This window comes from Prevotella sp. C561, from assembly GCF_000224595.1.
GTDB lineage: Bacteria > Bacteroidota > Bacteroidia > Bacteroidales > Bacteroidaceae > Prevotella > Prevotella jejuni.
In genome coordinates, this window is sequence record NZ_JH114145.1 from 59,010 (window position 1) to 82,522 (window position 23,513).

General features: G+C 42.3%; 16 protein-coding genes. 11 read left to right on the forward strand and 5 right to left on the reverse strand.

The features are described from left to right. Positions 1-531 precede the first annotated feature (531 nt). Both HMPREF0666_RS07985 and HMPREF0666_RS07990 read right to left on the reverse strand, forming a co-directional pair. On the reverse strand, positions 532-1,788 hold the full coding sequence (locus HMPREF0666_RS07985) for a GTP-binding protein (RefSeq protein ID WP_009011886.1): 1,257 nt from the start codon (positions 1,786-1,788) through the stop codon (positions 532-534). 213 nt (positions 1,789-2,001) lie between these two features. Continuing rightward, positions 2,002-2,403 (reverse strand): FKBP-type peptidyl-prolyl cis-trans isomerase, encoded by a 402-nt coding sequence (locus HMPREF0666_RS07990; protein WP_009011887.1) that lies wholly within the window; start codon positions 2,401-2,403, stop codon positions 2,002-2,004. 116 nt (positions 2,404-2,519) lie between these two features. On the opposite strand from HMPREF0666_RS07990, the gene HMPREF0666_RS17645 reads away from it, so the two are divergent. The 11 genes from HMPREF0666_RS17645 to HMPREF0666_RS08040 all read left to right on the forward strand — a co-directional run bounded on the left by HMPREF0666_RS17645 (position 2,520) and on the right by HMPREF0666_RS08040 (position 17,225). Beyond that, positions 2,520-2,660 (forward strand): hypothetical protein, encoded by a 141-nt coding sequence (locus tag HMPREF0666_RS17645; protein WP_009011888.1) that lies wholly within the window; start codon positions 2,520-2,522, stop codon positions 2,658-2,660. A 13-nt stretch (positions 2,661-2,673) separates the two neighbouring features. After that, a complete protein-coding gene (locus HMPREF0666_RS07995) occupies positions 2,674-3,996 on the forward strand; it encodes an MATE family efflux transporter (RefSeq protein WP_009011889.1) in 1,323 nt (440 codons plus the stop codon). Between the two features lie 16 nt (positions 3,997-4,012). Then, positions 4,013-5,122 carry a metallophosphoesterase gene (locus HMPREF0666_RS08000; protein ID WP_009011890.1) on the forward strand — a complete coding sequence of 370 codons (1,110 nt, stop codon included), beginning with the start codon at positions 4,013-4,015 and terminating at the stop codon, positions 5,120-5,122. A gap of 585 nt (positions 5,123-5,707) precedes the next feature. Beyond that, entirely contained in the window at positions 5,708-6,508 is an 801-nt protein-coding gene (locus HMPREF0666_RS08005; RefSeq protein ID WP_042856203.1) for a polysaccharide biosynthesis/export family protein, read from the forward strand. 168 nt (positions 6,509-6,676) lie between these two features. Continuing rightward, positions 6,677-8,524 (forward strand): glutamine--fructose-6-phosphate transaminase (isomerizing), encoded by a 1,848-nt coding sequence (glmS, locus tag HMPREF0666_RS08010; RefSeq protein WP_009011892.1) that lies wholly within the window; start codon positions 6,677-6,679, stop codon positions 8,522-8,524. A gap of 180 nt (positions 8,525-8,704) precedes the next feature. Further along, positions 8,705-10,606 carry a hypothetical protein gene (locus HMPREF0666_RS08015; RefSeq protein ID WP_009011893.1) on the forward strand — a complete coding sequence of 634 codons (1,902 nt, stop codon included), beginning with the start codon at positions 8,705-8,707 and terminating at the stop codon, positions 10,604-10,606. Between the two features lie 128 nt (positions 10,607-10,734). Beyond that, positions 10,735-11,811, forward strand: a complete 1,077-nt coding sequence (gene carA, locus HMPREF0666_RS08020; protein WP_009011894.1) for a glutamine-hydrolyzing carbamoyl-phosphate synthase small subunit — start codon at positions 10,735-10,737, stop codon at positions 11,809-11,811. Then, positions 11,811-15,035, forward strand: coding sequence for a carbamoyl-phosphate synthase (glutamine-hydrolyzing) large subunit (gene carB / locus HMPREF0666_RS08025; RefSeq protein WP_009011895.1), 3,225 nt, complete (start codon positions 11,811-11,813; stop codon positions 15,033-15,035). The genes carA and carB overlap by 1 nt, the downstream gene beginning before the upstream one ends. Positions 15,036-15,192: 157 nt before the next feature. Then, positions 15,193-15,774, forward strand: coding sequence for a hypothetical protein (locus HMPREF0666_RS08030; RefSeq protein ID WP_042856185.1), 582 nt, complete (start codon positions 15,193-15,195; stop codon positions 15,772-15,774). Between the two features lie 90 nt (positions 15,775-15,864). After that, on the forward strand, positions 15,865-16,713 hold the full coding sequence (locus tag HMPREF0666_RS08035; RefSeq protein WP_009011897.1) for a patatin family protein: 849 nt from the start codon (positions 15,865-15,867) through the stop codon (positions 16,711-16,713). A 14-nt stretch (positions 16,714-16,727) separates the two neighbouring features. Continuing rightward, a complete protein-coding gene (locus HMPREF0666_RS08040) occupies positions 16,728-17,225 on the forward strand; it encodes a low molecular weight protein-tyrosine-phosphatase (RefSeq protein ID WP_009011898.1) in 498 nt (165 codons plus the stop codon). Between the two features lie 829 nt (positions 17,226-18,054). Here HMPREF0666_RS08040 and HMPREF0666_RS08045 read toward each other — a convergent pair. From HMPREF0666_RS08045 to HMPREF0666_RS08055, 3 genes are all read right to left on the reverse strand, one after another. Beyond that, the gene (locus tag HMPREF0666_RS08045; RefSeq protein WP_009011899.1) at positions 18,055-19,242 is read right to left on the reverse strand and encodes an AGE family epimerase/isomerase; all 1,188 of its coding nucleotides are present in this window, start codon (positions 19,240-19,242) and stop codon (positions 18,055-18,057) included. Between the two features lie 179 nt (positions 19,243-19,421). After that, positions 19,422-22,250 (reverse strand): excinuclease ABC subunit UvrA, encoded by a 2,829-nt coding sequence (gene uvrA, locus HMPREF0666_RS08050; protein ID WP_009011900.1) that lies wholly within the window; start codon positions 22,248-22,250, stop codon positions 19,422-19,424. Positions 22,251-22,440: 190 nt separating this feature from the next. Then, on the reverse strand, positions 22,441-23,124 hold the full coding sequence (locus HMPREF0666_RS08055) for a gliding motility-associated C-terminal domain-containing protein (RefSeq protein WP_009011901.1): 684 nt from the start codon (positions 23,122-23,124) through the stop codon (positions 22,441-22,443). Between the last annotated feature and the right edge of the window lie 389 nt (positions 23,125-23,513).

The following is a 23,513-nucleotide window of genomic DNA, read 5'->3' on the forward strand; positions in this document are numbered from 1 at the left end:
CCCATTTGGCATCCTTCTCCTTTTCGAGGAGAGGATGGGGGAGAGGTTTTAGGGGCTGGGAGGAAGGGTTCCTCTTCTCATCATGTCAAATCTTTTTGCTCCTCTCGAACTTGACACATGCTCTTTAAGATGGTAGAAGGGGCCTTTCAACGTTCAAGAACATGCCCTTCTTACATACAGAAGACGCCCTTCTTGAGGCAAGAAGGGCGTCTTTAATAATGCTATATATAACTCGTTGACTTATTGCGGGTTATAAACTTGTTTATAAGAGATACTATACCTTTGTTGTGAGAGACTTTGGCTTGATATTATGTAATGATTTTTCGCAATCTTACTTGTTCTCTCGAATGATGGAGTAATTATTGAGATAATCCCCGTGAGGATTTGAGAGAATGTGGTAAACCACGTCCTTCTCTCATTTAGTAACCCTCTCTACGACTATAAAGAATAGTCAGTATGATGCTCCATAGGTTGGGTGAACCATAGATAAGATACTGTTAATCTCCCATGAATGGTGAGGGTATCAACTGATTAGAAGTCAGTCAGACAGGTATCCAAGGCTTTGGTGATAGCCTCTTTGTCGAGGTTTTGGCCAATAAATACGAGTTTCTGCATTCTGTCTCCGTATGGTTCCTCCCAATCTTTCTTAAGTTTAGGATTTTTCTCAAGGAACTCACGTAATTGGAACTGTGGCATTGTAGCATACCACTGACCAGCATTGCGCAGGCTAACTTGCTTTCCTGCTTGCTCGAAAACATAACAAATATCTTTCTCGTTAGCGAAGTAGCATAAGCCTTTACAACGTATAATCTGCTTAGGCCATTGGCGTGCAACGAAGTCATCAAAGAAGTTTATGTCAAATGGTTTACGTGCATTATACACAAAGGTCTGGATGTTATATTCCAAAGCCTCGCCACTCTCTTCGTTCTCTAAGCCATGGTGGTGGTGATGATGATGGTGATGATGGTGGTGGTCATGATGTTCTTCATGCTCATCATGGTCGTCCTCATGTTCATCATGGTCATGGTGATGCTCATGTTCTTCCTCCTCCTCATCGTGTCCTTCAATCTCTGCAATCCAAGCCGCAGATGTTGCAACCTTATCAAAGTCGAAGTCTCCTGTATTGATAATCTTATCTAAGTCAACATCTCCATAATTACATTCGATAATCTCAGCCTTTGGTTGGAGTGAGCGGATAATCTTCTTTACCAATCCTAACTCATCCTTGCTGACATCATCCACTTTGTTAAGGAGAATGATATTACAGAACTCAATTTGTTGGATAAGTAGATTCTCAAGGTCATCTTCCTGTAAGTCTTTCTTCAGAAGGTCACTACCAGCAGAGAACTCATCACACATACGACGTGCGTCAACGACGGTAACGATAGAGTCGAGTACTGCTTTTCCTTTCTTGGCCAGGTCTGGATACATCTGTGGATAAGCACAGATAGTCTGTGCAATAGGGGCTGGTTCGCAGATACCACTTGCCTCAATGACGATATAATCGAACTTTTGCTGTGATACAATCTCGTTCAACTGCTGCACTAAGTCCATCTTCAACGTACAGCAAATACAACCGTTTTGGAGTGCAACGAGCGAGTCATCCTTCTGGTCGACAACACCGCCTGCCTCAATAAGGTCGGCATCAATATTCACTTCACCAATGTCATTAACGATGACGGCAAACTTAATACCTTTCTTGTTGGCAAGAATCTTGTTTACTAATGTTGTCTTACCGCTGCCTAAGTAACCTGTAAGCAGAAGGACAGGAGTCTCTTTTATATTCATATAATGCGTCTTTTTGTTTTATAATTCTTAGACTACAAAGTTACAAAAAATATTCCAAGTGACGTATTCTGTATGGTGAAATATTGCGTAATTTAGTCTTTCCTATTCCATAATAGAAAGAGAACGGCTATGCCATGATTGGTATAACCGTTCTTTCGGGGATGTGTATTGTCAACTAATAGTCCTTGTAGACAAAAGGAAGAGTGAGACACTTTATCCTATTGAAAACAGTTCTATCTCGAAAATTAAAGTAGAGAAAGCAGGAATGTCACCGTTGCGTTTTGTGCCATAGCCTTCTTGGTAAGGAATGTAGACACGCCAGTGGTCGCCTTTGTGCATTGCGCAGAGTGCTGTTTGAAAACCTGTAATCAGTTCGTTGACACGGAATGCCTCAGGGATACCTCTTTGCCAACTATCATCGAACACCTTACCAGAGATGAGGCTACCACGGTAGTGACAGGTGACGATAGAACGCTCTGAGACTTGTTCCTCACCGCTTCCATCTTTTATTACTTCATAGAGAACACCATGCGAAAGGCTTCGGATACCCTCTCTCTGACTAAGTTCTTTGAGATACTCTTCGTTCTTCAGTTTGTATTCTTGCTTCTTACTCATATCATTTAATTATCCAATAATGCACACAAAAGTAGCTAATATCTTTTGAATTCACAATTAATTCAATTACTTTTGTTTCGGCATAGTATTTGTACAATAGCTTATAAACGAACGATATGGATTTTGATAGAATAGAGAATGACGCACGTCGAGCAGAGCTGATTAGAGTGTTGGAACATTCAATAGAACGCTTGTCATTGGCAGAGTTGGAGGCTTTGTATTACGATCTTGTGGCTAAGGATTACATTAGAGAGTAGAGAAATGCAATTGATGGATAACTGGAACAGGGAGATACTGCGCCTTGCCATCCCCTCTATTATAAGTAATGTGACGGTACCACTGTTAGGTCTTGTCGACTTGGCGGTGGTAGGGCATATTGGCAATGAGACCTATATCAGTGCGATAGCAGTTGGTTCAATGATATTCAATGTGATGTATTGGCTGTTAGGCTTCCTTCGTATGGGTACAAGTGGTATGACTTCTCAGGCATACGGGAGGAAAGATAGGCAAGAATGTTTAGATATTCTTATACGCACCTTGATGATAGGAGTAGGCATGGGCTTGCTCTTCATTGTGGCACAACGTGGCATAGAGTGGGGGATGCTTCGGTTGATGAATACACCAGCAGCCTCGTGGCACTTCGTAGCCACCTATTTTAGAATAGTGATATGGGGTGCTCCAGCAATGTTGGGACTCTATGGCTTGACCGGATGGTTTATCGGTATGCAGAATACACGTACGCCTATGCTTGTCGCAGTATTGCAGAATATAGTCAATATCCTTGCCTCTCTCTTCTTCGTCTTCGTGCTTGGTTGGGGGGTAAGTGGCGTTGCAACAGGAACATTACTTGCTCAATGGGTAGGTTTTCTTGTCTCTCTGTATGCTGCTTATAGGCAGATGACTACTGTCGGAGTTGTTGAGAGTGAGTGTTTGCAAGGGTGTGTCCGTCGAGTGTTGGCTATGAAGGGTAAGTGGGGTGAGTTCTTTCGTGTAAACAAGGATATCTTTTTACGCACCCTTTGTTTGGTAGCTGTCAACTTTTTCTTTACCTCGTCAGGTGGAAAGCAAGGACCAATGATTTTGGCTGTAAACACCTTGTTAATGACATTGTTTACGCTGTTTTCTTATATAATGGATGGTTTTGCATACGCAGGAGAAGCACTAAGTGGGAAGTACTATGGTGCGGGAGATAGAGTAGGGTTGCGTATAACCGTTCGTCGATTGTTTGGTTTTGGCATCATTATGGCCTTGTTTTTTACGTTGATGTATGTCTTTGGGGGTGTAGGTTTTCTCCATCTTCTCACAAGCGATAAGACTGTTGTCGTCGCAGCACACCCCTATCTCTTTTGGGCCTACCTTATTCCCGTAGTGGGGATGGCAGCTTTTGTGTTGGATGGGGTCTTTATTGGGTTGACAGCAACTAAGGGGATGTTGTTCTCAACAGCTATGGCAATGATAACATTCTTCGTTGTCTATTATCTACTGTGGAGTAGTTATGGGAATGATGCCTTATGGATAGCATTCTTATCGTTTCTTGGAATGAGAGGTGTAGCCTCTATACTGTGGGCACGTAGATATTTAGTAATATTTTAAGTAAAAAGATTGTAAGATGAATTTTAGTAGAGTAATAGTCCTTCTTCTAATCCTTCTAATAGGTGTTGGGTATGTAAGTTGGCATGTGTGGCAACTCCTGCCGATGACAGTTACAGGTAAATGGGTCGTTACAGGTGCGTTGCTTTTGTGCTTGGTATGCTTTTTTACCAATTTTATTTTTGGTCTTGATGATAAGCCAATGTCTGTGGCTGTAGCACTGTATGAACTGGGAAATTCTTCTCTTTTCATCGGATTCTATTTATTGTTGTTCTTTCTTGTACTCGATTTAGGTAGACTGTTTCATCTTGTTCCTCGTTCCTTCCTTTACAATAGTTGGATTGGTACGGTGTCGGTTATCGTCATTATGACAGGATTATTTGTCTATGGCTATTTCAATTATCTACATAAAGAACGTGTACCCATGGTTTTGAACTCTGATAAACCTTTTCATCAGCCGCATAGATTGGTAATGATGTCGGATTTACATTTGGGTTATCATAATCGTGCAGATGAGTTTAGAAAGTGGGTTGACATGATCAATGAAGAGAATCCAGAGGTAATTCTTATAGCTGGCGACATCATTGATAGAAGTATTCGAGCTTTGATAGATCAAGATATGGCGTCAGAGTTCCATCGCTTAAAAGCTCCTGTATATGCTTGTTTGGGCAATCATGAGTATTATAGTGGCGAGCCCCGTGCTAAAAAGTTCTATCAAGATGCGGGGATACACTTGCTGATCGACGAGCATAGTGTGGTACCTTTAGCAGGTGGTGACTCAATCCTTATTGTAGGACGTGACGATAGGACGAATAAAAGACGTGCCAGTCTACGACATTTGATAGGGTCAGCACCAAAAGGTTATTATACGATTCTTATGGATCATCAGCCTTATCACTTAGAAGAGGCACAGCAGGCAGGGGTAGATTTCCAACTCTCTGGGCATACACACTATGGACAGGTATGGCCTATAAGTTGGATAGAGGACCTTATCTACGAGGATGCCTTTGGGCCTTTACAGAAGGGAGATACGCATTATTATGTATCTTCTGGAATTGGCATTTGGGGTGGTAAGTTTCGTATAGGAACAAGGTCTGAGTATGTGGTGGCTGACATCAAGAAGGAGTAAGGTGTGTTGTTCATTCTGAATGACACTCTTTATAAAGCAACTATACATATAAGACGCTTGTAATTAGACATTTACTACGTACGGTTAAATTATAAACGTAAGTCTTTCTCCTCGTTGTCTACTTTGGTGCTGGTACTTTGTACATGTTGTATTGATGTCAAACACCAATGGTGTGAGGTGTCTGCACCATCGCTGTTAAGGGCTAAAAGTCTTGTAGAATGTCTTTGGTCTGAATCCTGTTTATCGTTAGGACGGCTGTAAACGACTAAGGACTAATAAGATGTCTGATAGCAATACGATTAATAACCAGTTTTGACCATTATAGTTTATGGCAAGTCCTAAGTTTTAGACAGAATTTCTCTCAATGCACTTCAACACAGTTCTGATGTGGAAAGGTGTGCGTTATTATGTGTTGAAGAATCTAAAAAGAAAAACAGTTATTAGCTTGTAGTTATCAGAAAATAGTTGTATTTTTGCAAAGAATATGATTCGATCGATAAAATAAGGGGCGAAGTTCCATAATTTTCGTTCGTTTTTATTTTGCTAAAATTAATGTTGATAGTTGACTACACGTTATTTGTTCAAATGAAAAAAATTATTTTCTCCCTCATAGTTACGGCTATGATTGTGACAATGTCAGGATGTGGTTCAAGTAAGGGCTTTACCTACTTACAAAATGCTGACTCTATTAGCCTTGCTGCTTCACGTGGTTTGTATGACGCACGCATTATGCCAAAGGATGAGTTGACCATCACGGTGAACACTACCGACCCTGATGCGGCAGCTCCTTTTAACCTGCAAGTACGCAACCAGTTGGGAGGTGGTAAGCAAGTTAGTTCTGGTGGTGGTTCTTTACAGGGCTACTTGGTAGACAACTCTGGCTTTATCAATTTCCCTGTGATTGGTAAGATTCATGTAAGTGGCTTGACAAAGCCTGAGTGTGAGGACCTTATCAAGAGTAAGATTCAACCTTATTTGGCACGCACAGAGAATCCTATTGTGACGGTTCGCATGAGCAGTTATCATATAACGGTGCTTGGTGAAGTTGGTCACCCAGGCGTTATTCCTGTGTCAACGGAGAAGATGAGCGTTATGGAAGCTATTGCACAAGCAGGTGACCTTGGCGTTTATGGTAAGCGTAATAACATCATGTTGATACGTGAAGATGCGACAGGTCAGAAGCACGTCGTACGTTTGAATCTTAATGATGCAAACTTGCTGAACTCACCTTATTATTATCTTCAGCAGAATGATGTCCTCTATATTGAGCCAAACAGCGTAAAGGCTAAGAACTCTGGTATCGGTAGTTCAACCACTCTCTGGTTCTCTTTTATCGGTATCGTGACGTCAGTAGCTTCGCTGCTTGTGAACGTGTTGAGAAAGTAATATACTGTCCTTGGAGGCTATTCTTATAGTCTTCTATGGAAGAAATATAATTGGAATGAGAATATCTTTGACATCCATGTCTTGGGTAGACCTTTCGGGTCTACCAAAAAAGAGGGGGTGTGAGAGGTGTTCTCTTTTTTTAATAAAATAATAGATTGTATTAGGAGTATGTGTGGAATTGTAGGATACATTGGAACAAAGCGTGAAGCTTATCCCATTTTAATTAAAGGCTTACAGCGTCTTGAGTATAGAGGGTATGACAGTGCAGGTGTTGCATTGATAAACGAGAGTAAGAATCTGAATGTATATAAGACTAAGGGGAAGGTTGCCGACCTGGAAGAGTATTGCTCTGATAAGGATACAACAGGTAATATCGGCATTGCTCATACACGTTGGGCTACTCATGGAGAGCCTTCCTCAGTAAATGCTCACCCGCATTATTCGCAGTCTAAGAATCTTGCTATTATTCATAATGGCATCATTGAGAACTATGCTGAGATAAAGCATAACCTCATAGAGAAGGGAATGAAGTTCCAATCAGAGACTGATACAGAAGTGTTGGTGCAACTGATAGATTATATACAGACGAAGAAAAACCTCAGTCTGTTGGAAGCTGTACAGTTAGCACTTCATCAAGTCATTGGTGCATACGCCATAGCTATACTTGATAAGCGTAATCCAGATACTATTATTGCGGCACGTAAACAGAGTCCGTTGGTGGTTGGTATTGGTGATGGGGAGTTCTTCCTTGGCTCTGATGCCAGTCCTATCATTGAGTATACGGATAAGGTAGTGTACTTAGATGATGGTAATATTGCCGTTATGAAGTTAGGAGAAGAGCTGAAGGTGGTTAATATTCTGAATGAAGAGTTATCACCTGAAGTGCGTACTGTAGATATTAATCTTGGTCAGATAGAGAAGGGTGGGTTCCCTCATTTCATGCTTAAAGAGATTTTTGCGCAGCCAGAATGTTTAAAGAATTGTATGCGAGGACGTGTTCATCCTGAGCATAATCAGGTTACGTTGAGTGCTTTGATAGACCATCGTAATGAATTACTCAATGCAAAGCGCATAATTATCGTAGCTTGTGGAACAAGTTGGCATGCAGGATTAATAGGTAAGCAGTTGATAGAAGAGTATTGTCGTATCCCTGTTCAGGTTGAATACGCAAGTGAGTTTCGTTATGGAAATCCCGTAGTTGGTAGTGGTGATGTTGTCATTGCTATCTCACAGAGTGGTGAAACAGCAGACACACTTGCGGCAGTCGAGCTTGCAAAGTCTAAGGGTGCTTTCATTTATGGTATCTGTAATGCGATAGGCTCAAGTATTCCTCGTGCTACTGATACGGGTACTTATATTCATGTAGGACCTGAGATTGGCGTAGCATCAACGAAGGCCTTCACAGGACAGGTTACTGTGTTGACAATGTTTGCACTTGCACTTGCACATGCAAAAGGAACTATCAGCGAAGAAGATTACAAGAAAGTAATAAAGGAATTGGCTGAAATGCCATCTATTATAGAAGAGGTGTTAAAGTCAAATGAGCAGATAGCAGACTTAGCTCGTACGTTTACTTACGCCCGTAACTTCCTCTATCTTGGTCGAGGATATAGTTATCCTGTGGCTTTGGAAGGTGCATTGAAGTTGAAAGAGATATCCTATATACATGCAGAAGGTTATCCAGCAGCAGAGATGAAACATGGTCCAATTGCTTTGATTGACTCAGATATGCCAGTTGTAGCTATTGCAACCCATAACGGAATGTATGAGAAAGTAAGGAGTAATATCCAAGAGATAAAAGCACGTCAAGGTCGTGTGATAGCTTTAGTATCAAAGGGTGATACAACAATCTCTAAGATTGCGGATGCTGTCATTGAACTTCCAGACATGATGGAATGTCTTGAACCATTAGTAGTAACGGTTCCACTACAGCTGTTGGCTTATCACATAGCTGTATGCAAAGGCAAGGATGTTGATCAGCCGAGAAATCTGGCGAAGTCAGTTACTGTTGAATAAGAATCGAATGAGTGGTAGTAAACCAAACATTATAAGACATAGTCTGTGCGAGTTAACGCTTAATGTGCAGGCTATGAACACTCCTAAAAAATGAAACCAATAATATCTTCCTATTTAAAAGGGGAGATATACAGAGAGAAAGAGTAATATAAAAGAACAAGATAGACAGAAAGCTTATCAATGGAAAAGAACATTCATGAAGATTGCGGTGTAGCAATGATACGTTTGTTGAAGCCGCTTGAGTATTATCAGGAGAAGTATGGCACCTGGATGTATGCACTGAATAAACTCTATCTGATGATGGAGAAGCAGCATAATCGTGGTCAGGAAGGGGCTGGTATGGCTTCTGTAAAATTAGACTCTGAGCCAGGTAATGAATATATGTTCCGTGAGCGTGCAGAGGGAAAGAATGCTGTTACTGAGATATTTGCTAATGTTCATAAGCATTATAAGGACTACTCACAGGAGCAGTTGTCTGATGTTTCTTTTGCTAAAACTAAGCTTCCCTTTGCGGGAGACCTTTATATGGGCCACCTTCGGTACTCTACTACCGGCAAGAGTGGCCTTTCTTATGTTCATCCTTTCTTGCGTCGTAACAATTGGAAGGCTAAGAACCTCTGTATGTGTGGCAACTTTAATATGACGAATATTGAAGATGTCTTTGAGATACTGACCGAACAAGGACAGTGTCCACGCATCTATAGTGATACGAACATCCTATTGGAATTGATGGGACACAGACTCGACCGTGAGGTTGAACGTAACTTTGTGGCTGCTCAAAAGTTAGGTTTGGAGAAGCGTGCTATCACCAACTATATTGAAGAGAACGTACAGATGAGCAATGTCCTTAAGACAACGATGCAGCATTTTGATGGTGGTTACGTTATTTGTGGATTGACTGGTTCAGGTGAGATGTTCTCTATTCGTGACCCATGGGCAATACGTCCTGCTTTCTATTATAAGAATGATGAGATTGTTGTCTTAGCCAGTGAGCGTCCTGTTCTACAAACAACATTCGACCTCGAATGTGATGATATTCAGGAATTGAAGCCTGGTCAAGCACTGATAGTCAACAAGAGTGGGGAGTGTTCACTACAGCAGATACTTGAACCTAAGCAGAATGCGGCTTGCTCTTTTGAACGAATTTATTTCTCTCGTGGCTCGGATCGCGATATATATAAGGAACGTGAAACCTTAGGACGCCAGTTGACAGATGCAGTCTTGAAGGCTGTTGATTATGATACAGAGCATACTGTTCTCTCGTACATCCCTAATACAGCAGAAGTAGCATTCTATGGTCTTGTTCATGGCTTTAAGGAACAAATAGACAAGAAGAAGGTTGAGCAGATTGCAGCTTTAGGTTCTAATGCTGCTCCAGAGGAGGTTTATCATATCATTCATCAAGATGTACGCTCAGAGAAAGTGGCATGGAAAGATATAAAATTGCGTACTTTCATTACAGAAGGTAACTCACGTAACGACCTTGCCTCTCATGTCTATGACGTTACATACGAGTGTATTAAACCCTATCAGGATAGTCTTGTCATCATTGACGACTCTATCGTGCGTGGTACAACATTGAAAGAAAGTATCCTCCGTATCCTTGATCGTCTGCATCCTAAGAAGATTGTAGTCGTGTCAAGTGCACCACAGATTCGTTTCCCAGACTACTACGGTATTGATATGCCTCATCCAGAGGAGTTCTGTGTGTTCCGTGCTGTAGTCGAATTGATACGTGAACGTGGTCAAGAAAGTCTTCTTCGTGAAGTGTATGAGAACTGTAAGAAAGAATTGGCAAAGCCTAAGGGCGAACCTATCTTCAATGCTGTACGTGCTGTTTATAAGCCATTTACGGTAGATGAGATTAATAAGAAGATAGTTGAAATGCTGCGCCCTGAGGGGATGACAACGCCTGTTGAACTTGTCTTCCAGAGTGTAGAAGGATTGCATAAAGCTATTCCTAATCACCCAGGTGACTGGTATTTCACAGGAAACTACCCAACTCCTGGTGGTATGCGATTGGTCAATGCGGCCTTCGTTAACTATTATGAGCGTGAACACTTAAATGCAGGAAAGGCGTAATAAACGCCTACCTGTAAATTATTATCATGATAAAAAAGAATTATTTTCATGAAAAGAAAGATTTCTTTTCACGACAAGAAATAATTCTTTTCATGAATAGAAATTTCAATCCAACAATACTATAAGCAATGAGGAACGTAACTTTAGTCTTAAGTGACGGAACAAAATTCCATGGAAAGTCGTTTGGATATGACGCCCCAGTGGCTGGTGAAGTAGTCTTCAACACAGCTATGATGGGCTATCCAGAGAGCTTAACCGACCCTTCATACGCGGGTCAGCTATTAACAATGACCTTCCCATTGGTAGGTAATTACGGTGTACCACCTTTTACTATAGGGGAGAGTGGTATTCCAACCTTCATGGAGAGTGATAAAATCTATGTATCAGCCTTGATAGTGTCTGACTATACAGAGGCGCATTCACATTGGAATGCTGTGGAGAGTTTGGCTGACTGGCTGAAGCGTGAACACGTACCAGGTATTACTGGTATTGATACACGTGAACTTACTAAGGTTTTACGTGAGCACGGTGTGATGATGGGTAAGATTCTCTTTGATGATGAACCTAATAATATCCCAGAGGCTGATTACGAGGGAGTAAACTTTGTTGATCGCGTTTCAACAAAAGAGATTATCCACTACAACGAGGGCGCTGGTAAGAAGGTTGTCCTTGTTGACTGCGGTGTGAAAGCCAATATTATCCGTTCATTGATTACCAGAGGAGTTGAGGTTATCCGTGTACCTTGGAACTATGATTACACTGGTATGGATTATGATGGCCTTTTCCTCGGTAATGGTCCTGGTGACCCTGATATGTGTAATGATGCTGTTGAGGTTATTCGTAAGCAGATGAGTATGAGTAAGAAACCTATCTGTGGAATCTGTATGGGTAATCAATTGCTTTCAAAGGCTGCAGGAGCAAAGATTTATAAGTTGAAATACGGTCATCGTGGACATAACCAGCCTGTTCGCATGGTAGGTACTGATAAGTGTTATATAACCTCACAGAATCACGGTTATGCAGTTGATGCATCCACATTAGACAAGGAATGGCAGGAACTCTTCGTTAACATGAATGACGGAAGTAATGAGGGTATTCGCCATAAGGAGAATCCTTGGTTTACCTCACAGTTCCACCCAGAGGCTTGCTCTGGTCCGGTTGATACTTACTTTATGTTTGATAAATTTGTAGAAACACTGAAATAATGAAAGACGAGTCAATAAAGAAAGTCCTGATACTTGGTTCAGGCGCATTGAAGATTGGTGAAGCAGGAGAGTTTGATTACTCTGGTTCACAGGCGTTGAAGGCATTACGCGAGGAGGGTGTTTCTACGGTTTTGATAAACCCAAACATTGCAACCGTACAGACATCTGAGGGTGTAGCAGACCAAATCTACTTCCTCCCAGTTCAACCTTACTTCGTTGAGCGTGTTATTGAGAAGGAACGTCCTGATGGAATTCTCCTGTCTTTTGGTGGCCAGACAGCACTAAACTGTGGTGTTGAGTTGGATAAGACAGGTGTGCTGAAGAAGTATAATGTAAAGGTTTTAGGTACTCCTGTTAAGGCTATCATGGATACTGAAGACCGTGAACTCTTCGTTGAACGACTTGACGAGATTGATGTAAAGACTATCAAGAGTGAGGCTTGTGAGGATATTCAGCAGGCACGAGTGGCTGCAAAGAACCTCGGTTATCCTGTTATTGTACGTGCTGCATACGCATTAGGTGGCCTTGGTAGTGGATTTGCCGATAATGAGGAAGAATTGAATACACTCTGTGAGAAGGCCTTCTCATTCTCTCCTCAGGTATTGGTAGAGAAGAGTTTGAAGGGTTGGAAAGAGATAGAGTACGAGGTTGTTCGTGACCGTTACGACAACTGTATCACAGTTTGTAATATGGAGAACTTCGACCCACTTGGTATTCACACAGGTGAGTCTATCGTTATTGCACCTTCTCAGACCCTTTCTAACAGCGAGTATCATAAGCTTCGTGCACTGTCTATAAAGATAGTACGTCATATTGGTATTGTTGGTGAATGTAATGTTCAGTATGCTTTCGATCCAGAGAGTGAGGATTATCGTGTTATTGAGGTAAATGCTCGTTTGTCTCGTTCTTCAGCTCTTGCCAGCAAGGCAACTGGTTATCCTCTTGCTTTTGTTGCTGCTAAGTTGGGTATGGGCTACGGACTCTTTGAGTTGAAGAACTCTGTTACAAAGACCACTTCTGCTTTCTTCGAACCAGCACTCGACTATGTAGTCTGCAAGATTCCACGTTGGGACCTCAGTAAGTTCCGTGGTGTGGATAGGGAATTAGGCTCAAGTATGAAGTCTGTTGGTGAGGTAATGGCTATTGGCCGTAACTTCGAGGAAGCCATTCAGAAGGGTCTTCGTATGATAGGACAGGGCATGCATGGCTTTGTTGAGAACAAAGAATTGCAGATAGACGATCTTGATGCAGCGTTGCGTGAACCTACCGACAAGCGTGTGTTCCTTATTTCTAAGGCGATGCACAAGGGCTATACGGTTGACCAGATTCACGAACTAACCAAGATTGACCGTTGGTTCCTTAATAAACTCAAGCATATCATAGATATTGATGAGGAACTGAAAACTAAGAATATCAACACACTTGATAAGGAACTTCTGCGTACAGCAAAGGTTTATGGCTTTACAGACTTCCAAATCGCACGTGCTGTTGGTTTGGAAGAAGAGTGCAAGAAGATGCACGAAGCTATGAGAATCGTTCGTCGTTTACGTAAGAGTTTTGGTATTCTTCCTGTTGTTAAGCAGATAGATACATTGGCTGCCGAGTATCCTGCACAGACCAATTACCTCTATGTTACATACGCTGGTGTGGCTTCAGATGTTACGTTCCCTAATGATCGTAACTCAGTTATCGTACTTGGTTCAGGTGCTTACCGCATTGGTAGTTCTGTAGAGTTCGACTGGTGTGGTGTTCAGGCATTGAATACCATCCGTCGTCAGGGCTATCGTTCTATTATGATTAACTATAATCCAGAGACAGTGTCAACGGATTATGACATGTGTGATCGTCTCTATTTCGATGAGTTGACCTTCGAACGTGTTATGGATATCATTGATGCAGAGAATCCACATGGTGTGATTGTATCAACAGGTGGTCAGATTCCAAATAACCTTGCTATGTATCTTGATGAGGAGAATGTGCCTATTCTTGGAACATCAGCAAAGGATATTGATAACGCTGAGGACCGTGCTAAGTTCTCGTCAATGCTCACAGAGAATGGTATCAATCAGCCAGAATGGAGTGCATTGACAAGTATGGACGATATTGATAAGTTCGTTGACCGTGTTGGCTTCCCAGTACTTGTACGTCCATCTTACGTACTTTCTGGTGCAGCTATGAATATCTGTTCTAATAGAGATGAACTCACTCGCTTCCTTCAGTTGGCTGCCAACGTCAGCGAAGACCACCCTGTTGTGGTAAGTAAGTTCATTGAACATGCAAAGGAGATTGAGATGGATGCTGTTGCACAAGATGGTGAGATATTGGCATACGCTATCTCTGAGCATATTGAGTTTGCTGGTGTTCACTCTGGTGATGCTACTATCCAGTTCCCACCACAGAAACTTTATGTAGAGACTATGCGCCGTATTAAGCGCATCAGTCGTCAGATTGCGAAGAAGTTGCACATCAACGGACCATTCAACATTCAGTTTATGGCACGTGATAACGATATCCTCGTTATTGAGTGTAACCTCCGTGCGAGCCGTTCATTCCCATTCGTTAGTAAGGTGTTGAAGCTCAACTTCATCGACTTGGCTACTAAGATTATGCTTGGTGCACCTGTTGAGAAGCCTAATAAGAACCTCTTCGACCTTGATTACGTAGGTATTAAGGCGTCTCAGTTCTCTTTCAATCGTTTACAGAAGGCCGACCCAGTGTTAGGTGTTGATATGAGTTCTACAGGTGAGGTAGGTTGTTTGGGTGATGACACCTCAACAGCTTTGATGAAATCAATGCTGTCTGTTGGTCTTAGAATACCAAAGAAGACAATCTTGTTGTCAACAGGTGGCGCAAAGCAGAAGGCTGAAATGCTTGATGCGGCAAAGATGTTGAAGCAGCATGGATATGAACTCTATGCAACAGTTGGTACATCAAAGTATCTCACAGAGAACGGTATTGAGAACACACTCGTCTATATGCCATCAGATGAAGGACAACATCCACAAGCGCTTGAACTTCTCCATGAGAAGAAGATAGACATGGTTGTGAACATGCCAAAGGACCTTACTCCGCGTGAGTTGACGAATGGTTATAAGATTCGTCGTGCTGCTATCGACCTCAATGTACCATTGATAACGAATAGCCGACTGGCAAGTGCGTTTATTTCAGCCTTCTGCAATGTCGGAATGGATGATATTGATATTAAGGCATGGGGCGAGTATTAATGCTCTTCAGATATTAATAAGCGTATAGGGAGTTTAGAGATAAGTTATCTTTAAGGGTATTCATACATATTTCTAAACTCCCTTAACTTTTTATTTGAGAACGAGGTGGTAATGTGTTTACTGCCTTTTACTCTCTTGACCCTTTTACTTTTAAAATATGAAACTACTATCTATGCGGGCTCTTCCTACATCCTTTGTGGTTGTTATGGTCTTAGCTATTATGTCATGTTCAGGTTATTCTTCACGAGGAGTAGGACATTATGATACGACACAAGTTGACACAATGATGGCTGTCGACCTTGATAGTAATTCGTCTGGTGATGGGACGTATGTATCGTCATGGTCTTATCAGAATGACTCACTTGTTGCCAAGACACAAAGTGCACCAAATAAGAAATCACAGATAACTCCTTCTAATCGTATGACGATACGAGTTAGATATCTTGGACGTGTTGGAATAGAGGCTTGTATGATACTTGGTGATGGTGAGCAGTTTGCTGGTAATAGTTATGATACAACTAATTTTGTACGTGTCTACGCATACGGAGAAGAGGTGGGGAGGTTCAGTTATAAGCCTGGAATCAGTAAACAAACTGACTCAGCATTTGTTCAAGACCCCATAGGTTTCGTTGACTGTCTCCGTAAATATCGTTCTTTCAAGATAGAAACAACCACTTTTACCAGCGGAACACTTGTTTATAACTTTGATGCCATTGCGACCTTGGCTAAAAGAAGATAAGAGGGTAGTGTGTTACCATGGGAATTTTTGTTTTCTCTAATTCCCATATCGTGATATTATTAGTTGGTCGTATAGATAATATAAAGGATAATGAAGAAAGGACTTGTATTAGAAGGAGGCGCCATGCGCGGATTGTTTTCAGCTGGTGTGATGGATGTTTTGATGGAGAATGAGATATGGCCTGATGGTGTGATAGGTGTTTCTGCTGGTGCTGCCTTTGGTTGTAATATGAAGTCAAAACAGCCAGGACGGGCAATAAGATACAACAAAAAGTTGGTAAACGACTGGCGATATGCTTCTTTACGATCACTCCTTACGACCGGTGATTACTTTGGTGGGGAGTATGCTTACCATTATATGCCTCGTCACATCGACTACTTTGATGTTGATACCTTCCGTGATAACCCTATGGAGTTCTGGGCTGTATGTACGAATGTCGGTACGGGTAAGGCTGAATACAAGCGTTTGATGGAGGTTGATGATAATTGTTTAGAATTTATTCGTGCCTCTGCATCTATGCCTATTGCTGCTCGTATTGTGACGGTGGAAGGTAAGAAACTATTGGATGGTGGTATTGCCGACTCTATTCCTCTTCGCTTTTTTCAAGAGCAAGGGTACGACCATAATCTCGTTGTACTTACTCAACCAGAAGACTATGTGAAGACTCCTAATTCATTAATGCCCCTTATGCGAATGTGGTTACATCGTCATCCACGTATTGTGCGGGCTTTGGAACAGCGCCATATCATGTATAATGAGCAGTTGGCATATATCAAAGAGGAAGAAAAGAAACCTAATACGCTGGTCCTACGACCTAAAGGAAAACTTACTATTGGGCACCTTTCTCACGATCCTGCCATGATGCAAGCAACGTATGAACAGGGTAGGGAGGTAGCCTTAGAGAGGTTGGATGAGATAAAGAAACTATTTGAATTATAAGAAACAGAATACAAATGATGAAGACAAAAGCAGAAGAGAAAGTAAGTATCTTGTTTATTTGTTTAGGCAATATATGCCGTTCTTCAGCGGCTCATGCTGTGATGCAACACCTTGTTGACGAACGAGGGTGGGGCAACCGATACTTGATAGACTCAGCAGGAATTGGGGGTTGGCACGTTGGACAGCTTCCAGACAAGCGGATGAGAGAGTGTGGAAGGCAGCGTGGGTATAATGTCAATCATCATGCTCGGCAGTTTGATGCAAGCAGAGATTTTGATTGTTTCGATAAGATTGTCGTTATGGACGAAGATAACTATCGTAATATTACGTCGCAAGCACCAAATGAGGCGGCACGAAAGAAGGTTATTCGAATGGCAGATTTCTTCACTCAGCATCCTTCAGCTACTTGTGTTCCCGACCCTTATTATGGTGGTACAGAGGATTTCAACTTCGCTCTTGATTTGATAGAAGACGGCTGTGAGGGTATCTTAAAAGCGCTTTCTAATCATTGATAAAGTCTATTAACGAAGGCCGAATATAACACTTACAATTACAGAAATATTTTTCATTTCATTTTGCTGTCATATTTAACATTTCATGTAATCTCGTTGTAAACTAATGTGTTAGGTGACAATATTGAATGACAGTAATGACAGCAAATTTAGTTTTAGGTGAAATGCAGCGTTATCGTTTCTCTGAAACAAAGTAGTGGGAAATGTTCAATTTGCAAGGAGCAACCAAAAGACGCAAAAGGATTGAAATGCGGACACTAAGAAGGATGATGACAATGTCGCTCGCATAGACCTTTTAAGTATCAAAAACTTGTAGTTATATAACTGACACCGAGCCGAAGGAGTAGGGTGATGTTCCCCTTCTTTATTGGACTACAGCATTTTTACAACCAGTCCAAGGTATCTTTGCAACCTATCCGAAGGCTTTGGACAACTTGTTCGGAGCCTCCGTACAACCTGTCCGGAGCCTCCGTACAACCTGTCCGGAGCCTTCGGACAATCTGTCCGGGACATCCGGACAAGATGAGATAAGCCTTAAAACGTGGGGAGAAGATGGGATAAAGGGAGGAATAAGGGTGTTGTTACATGAAAAAGTAAGGATTTACTGTAGTTCTTTCTTGCCCTTCTCAAAACCATTACTTATCCCTTATCAATTATGATGATGGCCAATAGAGTTCAAGGACGTTTCTTTCTTGAGTCTTATTAAGTGGTTGCTAACTCACGTTAGTTCCTTCATTTCCTACATCAGCACTACATAAAAAAAGTCCCACAACAAACTATTATTAGTTATGTTATGGGACTCTTTGTTTTATTCTTTCGTAGCTTATAACTATTCCATAGTCTTCAATATCTCTTGACAGAGCATATATCCCTTAATCATCATACGTGGAATATGGAAAGGACCCTTGAAGATATTACCCTTTGCAGGCTGTGCAACGGTTCCGTCACGATGTAGGTAACCATACCACTCAGGATAGTCTTGATCAGGGAAGTGGGCGTATGTCCACTCGCTAATGCGCTGATGACGATAGAGATATTCCTCATCGCCTGTTCCAAGGTAAGCATAGAGAGAGGCAATGATAGTCTCGCACTGTGGCCACCAGAACTTCATATCCTGTGAGTAGTCCTGTGGTGGGAGGTTACGGCAGTCTCTGAAGTTGATGATACCACCATATTGCTTGTCCCATCCCCAGTCCCATGACCAATCGAAGATGGTGAGGGCGGTGTCGAGTAGGTCTTTATCCCAGTTGCGCAACTTTGCTTCCTCCATGATAAACCATGCGGTCTCAATACAATGACCAGGGTTGATGGTACGTGTTGCATTGGTATCAATGAACTCTCCCTTTGGACCGACAGTTTCAAGCAATGCCTTAAACTCTGGGTGCATAAAGTAGCGACGGAGCAATGAGATAGACTCATCAATCTGCTGAGTCAGTGTTGGGTCGTCAATCACCGCACGCAGACGTGAACCAACGTTGATGAGAATCATAATGATAGAATGGCTCTGCATCTCTACTGTAGGCTCATACTTAGCAGGGAGAAAACCTGGCGTAGAGAGGAAGCGCTGTGCATCATGGAACACCTGCAACGCTCTTTCTGCATAGTGTTTGTCACCTGTAGCCAAAGAGTATTCGGCAAAGGCTATTGCTGCGAATGTCTCTGAGAAAACATAACGACGCTTGCGCAGTGGTTTGCCTTCTGCTGTCACCTCAAAGTACATGTGTCCGTCTTTGTCAAAGCAATACTTCTCAATGAAGTCGATAGCCGACTTAGAGGCTTCAAGCCACTCTTGGTTCTTCTCTACATTGTTGTATGCAAAAGCGCAGATGAAGGCCCATCGTCCTTGAAACCACACCGATTTCGTTGTGTCCATTAAGGATCCATCACGGTCCAAGCAGGTGTATATACCGCCATTCTCCTTGTCCCAGCCATGGTTCAACCAGAAGGGCATAATGTTGTTAGTTAGGTCGTTCTTGTAGGTTTCAGCCCATGAACGTAAGTATTCTTTCTTATTCATAATCTTAGGTGATATTATCTATATGTTTATTCTCCAATGGATAGCTGTGTAGGGTGGGTAAGGAACAATCTTACTGAGTCCTTCCTTCATCAAAGAAACCCGACAAATTTAGAACTAATTTACCGATTATCCAAATAAAAGAGATGATAACTTGTAACTTTATTCTTGATAGCTATGACTTATTTCAGAACTTTCGCAAGGAAACGAGAAGTGTAGCTCTCCTTATTCTTTGCCACTTCTTCTGGTCTACCACAGCTCAACATGCGACCACCTCCACGTCCTCCTTCTGGTCCCATGTCTATGATATAGTCTGCAAGTTTGATGACATCGAGGTTGTGTTCGATGATGATAACAGTGTTACCACGGTCAACAAGTTTCTGTAAGACGTCCATCAAGATACGTATGTCTTCAAAGTGCAGACCTGTTGTAGGCTCATCAAGGATGTAAAGGGTCTTACCGGTGTCACGTTTTGCCAGTTCTGTAGCCAACTTAACACGCTGACTCTCACCGCCAGAGAGGGTAGTAGAGCTTTGTCCAAGCTTGATATAACCCAAGCCAACATCTTGTAGTGCCTTAATCTTCGGTAGTATCTGTGGTACGTTCTCAAAGAACTCTACAGCCATGTTAACCGTCATGTCGAGCACGTCGGCTATTGACTTTCCCTTGAAACGCACTTCTAACGTCTCACGGTTATAGCGTTTACCATGGCAGACCTCGCACGGTACCATTACATCAGGTAGGAAGTTCATCTCAATAGTCTTGTAGCCATTACCGCCACAGGCCTCACAACGTCCTCCTTTCACATTGAAAGAGAATCGTCCAGGCTTGTAGCCTCGTATCTTAGCTTCGGGGAGATTGACGAAGAGTTGGCGTATATCAGAGAATACACCGGTGTAAGTAGCAGGGTTACTACGTGGTGTACGGCCGATAGGACTTTGGTCAACATTGACTACTTTATCGATGTTGTCAATCCCTTCAATACTCTTGTAAGGCATTGGACGCTTCAGTGAGCGGTAGAAGTGTTGTGAGAGAATGGGCTGTAGGGTCTCGTTGATTAACGTACTCTTTCCTGAACCAGACACACCAGTGACGACAATTAGTTCGCCAAGTGGGAAGGTTACGTCTACGTCCTTCAGGTTATTACCCTTACAGCCAGTGAGCTGTAGCGTCTTTCCATTACCTTCTCTGCGTTCCTTAGGTATCTCTATTTTACGCTCACCGTTCAAGTATTGTGCGGTAAGCGTGTGTGTCTTGAGCATGTCTGCAGGTGTTCCTTGGAAGACAACCTCGCCACCTTTGCGTCCAGCTTTTGGTCCGATGTCTACAATCCAGTCGGCAGCACGCATCATGTCTTCGTCGTGTTCTACCACGATGACCGTGTTTCCCATGTCGCGCAGCTCTTTTAGCGAGTTGATAAGACGCTCATTATCACGCTGATGAAGGCCGATAGATGGTTCATCAAGGATATAAAGAACATTAACAAGTTGTGAACCAATCTGTGTGGCAAGGCGGATACGCTGGCTTTCACCACCTGAAAGCGTAGCACTTTGGCGGTTCAAAGCAAGATAATCAAGGCCCACATCGAGTAAGAAATTTATACGTTTACGTATCTCCTTCACTATCTCTACAGCGATTGTACGCTGTTTCTCATTCATGTGTTCCTCAACATGGTCTATCCAATCTCGCAGCTCGGTTATATCCATTTCTGCAAGTTCAGCAATGTTCTTATCCCATATCTTGTAAGATAAAGCCTCACGATTAAGACGATGACCATGACATTCAGGACATTGTGCTTCGGCTATGAACTGGTCGGCCCACTTCTTTCCCGCTGAGGAATCATCGTTCTCCATCACGGTGCGGAGGTACTTGATGATACCATCAAAGGACACAAAGTAGTCGGAGGTGGTGTGTACAAGCTCTTTAGCAATCTTCAACTTCTCCAAAGAACCATACAAAACTTCATCCATTGCCTCCTTTGGAATATCCTTGACAGGGGTCTTGAGGCTACAATCATATCGTTTTAAGAGTGCATCTATCTGCCAGAAGATCATCTGGTTCTTATACTTTCCTAACGGTACGATAGCCCCACTATGGATGTCAAGCTTATCATCAGGAATCACCTTCTTTAAGTCTATCTCATCAATCACACCCAATCCTTTACACTGCGGACAAGCTCCTTCGGGCGAGTTAAAGGAGAAGATGTTTGGAGCAGGGTCTTTGTATGCTATCCCAGTGACTGGGTCCATCAGTCGTTTAGAGAAATATTTAGCTTCGTCTCGTTCGTTATCAAGAATCATTATCAAGCCTTCTCCTTGCTTCATGGCCGTAGAGACCGTCTTTGCCAGACGCTCACGTAGTGTCTCATTCTCCGTACCACTTAGTTTCATCTTGTCGATGACAACCTCGATGTTATGGTTCTTGTAGCGGTCTACCTTCATACCACGTGTAAGCTCTTGTACCTCTCCATCGACACGAATGTACAAGTATCCCTTGCGTCGCATCTGTTCAAAGAGTTCACGATAATGTCCTTTACGATTGCGAACAAGTGGTGAGAGGATATATATCTTGCGGTCTTGATAATCAGACATAATCATGTCTACCACTTTCTCCTCGGTGTATTTCACCATCTTCTCACCGCTCATATAAGAATAGGCTTCACCTGCACGTGCATAAAGAAGGCGCAGGAAATCGTATATCTCAGTTGTTGTACCAACGGTCGAGCGGGGGTTCTTGTTTGTTGTCTTCTGTTCGATGGAGATGACAGGGGATAATCCTGTAATCTTGTCGACGTCTGGACGCTCCATATTACCAAGGAAATTGCGTGCGTAAGCAGAGAAGGTTTCAATGTATCGACGCTGTCCTTCGGCGAAGATAGTGTCGAATGCAAGCGAACTTTTGCCTGAACCAGACAGTCCAGTGAAGACAGTAAGTGAGTTGCGTGGGATAGTTATATCTACATTCTTCAGATTATGTACTCTTGCTCCGAAGACTTCTATTTTCTCATTCATGGGAGTTGTTGGGTGTTAAATGTTGGGTGTTTGGTGTTGAATGTTGGGTGTTGATGGATAGTTGGGTGTTTGGTGTTTGGTGATGGGTGTTGATGATTAGTACTGTGTTGATGGTTTCCTTGAAGATAACCACTGATGAAAATCGCTATTCATCACCGCCCATCACTCATCACCTATCACCCACCCATCATCATCTCGTCGACTGCGTGTAACCTCTGAGAAGGTTAACATCTCGTCGGATGTGGAACTCTTTGCCGTCAGCTCCTTTGGCGGTTACATTGACGAAATAAGTTCCTTGGGCAACGTCTTTGCCTTTATACTTACCATCCCAGCCACCAGTAGGGTCATTCCATTCGTATATCTTTTGTCCCCAACGGTTAAAGATGATAGCTTTGAACTCTACAATACTCTTATAGCCGGGTTTGGCACGATAGATATCATTGATGCCATCGCCATTAGGTGAGAATGCATTAGGCATTTGTAGACTACTCTCACTAATCGACAGGCTTATTGGGTTATAGCGTGTGGTGTCACCATTTAGAATCTCATAGAGTATTACCCTCGTCGTACCAGCCTCTGTGAACGTGTATTCCGTGTCCTTATCATAACGGATAAGAAAGGCCGAACGAGGATTCTTCTGGTTGAAGAAATGCCATTCGTAGTTTGTTGCTGCATCCGTTGTGGTAGCTGGGCTGGCTGTGAAAGTTATTGTTAATGGAGCTGAACCACTATAAGTATCACCAGCTGCAATCGTGTTTGTCTCACCATTCGTATCTGTATATTTGGCCGATGGCTGGCAGTTTTGTGCCCAAGCTACTGTAGATAGCACCATTGAAAGCATTATGGCCAATATCCGTGGTTTATGTTGTTTCATTCTTATCGTTCGTTTATGTTACCTTGAAAATTGTATAATCGTGCAAATTTACACAATTTTTCCCATACAGACAAGTAAATGTTCTTGTCTGGATAAGATAATACTGCGTATTTCTTCATCGGTGGTTTCACTCCTTACAAAAAAGTGTAAACGATGTTGCCTTAACCCCTTTTCACTCCCCATCACTCCTTATCAAAAGTGTAGATGGAATTGTCTTAACTCCTTTTCACTCCCTTTTACTCCTTAACACCTTATGAAATTACTCCCCTTCACTCCTTAACTCCTCATAGAATCATTCCCCGTCAGCTCAAAATTCCTTGTTAGTTTGTCAATATCTTTCGCTCCCCTTAAAGCTACTACATGCTTTTCATGCTCATAGAAGAGGCCTA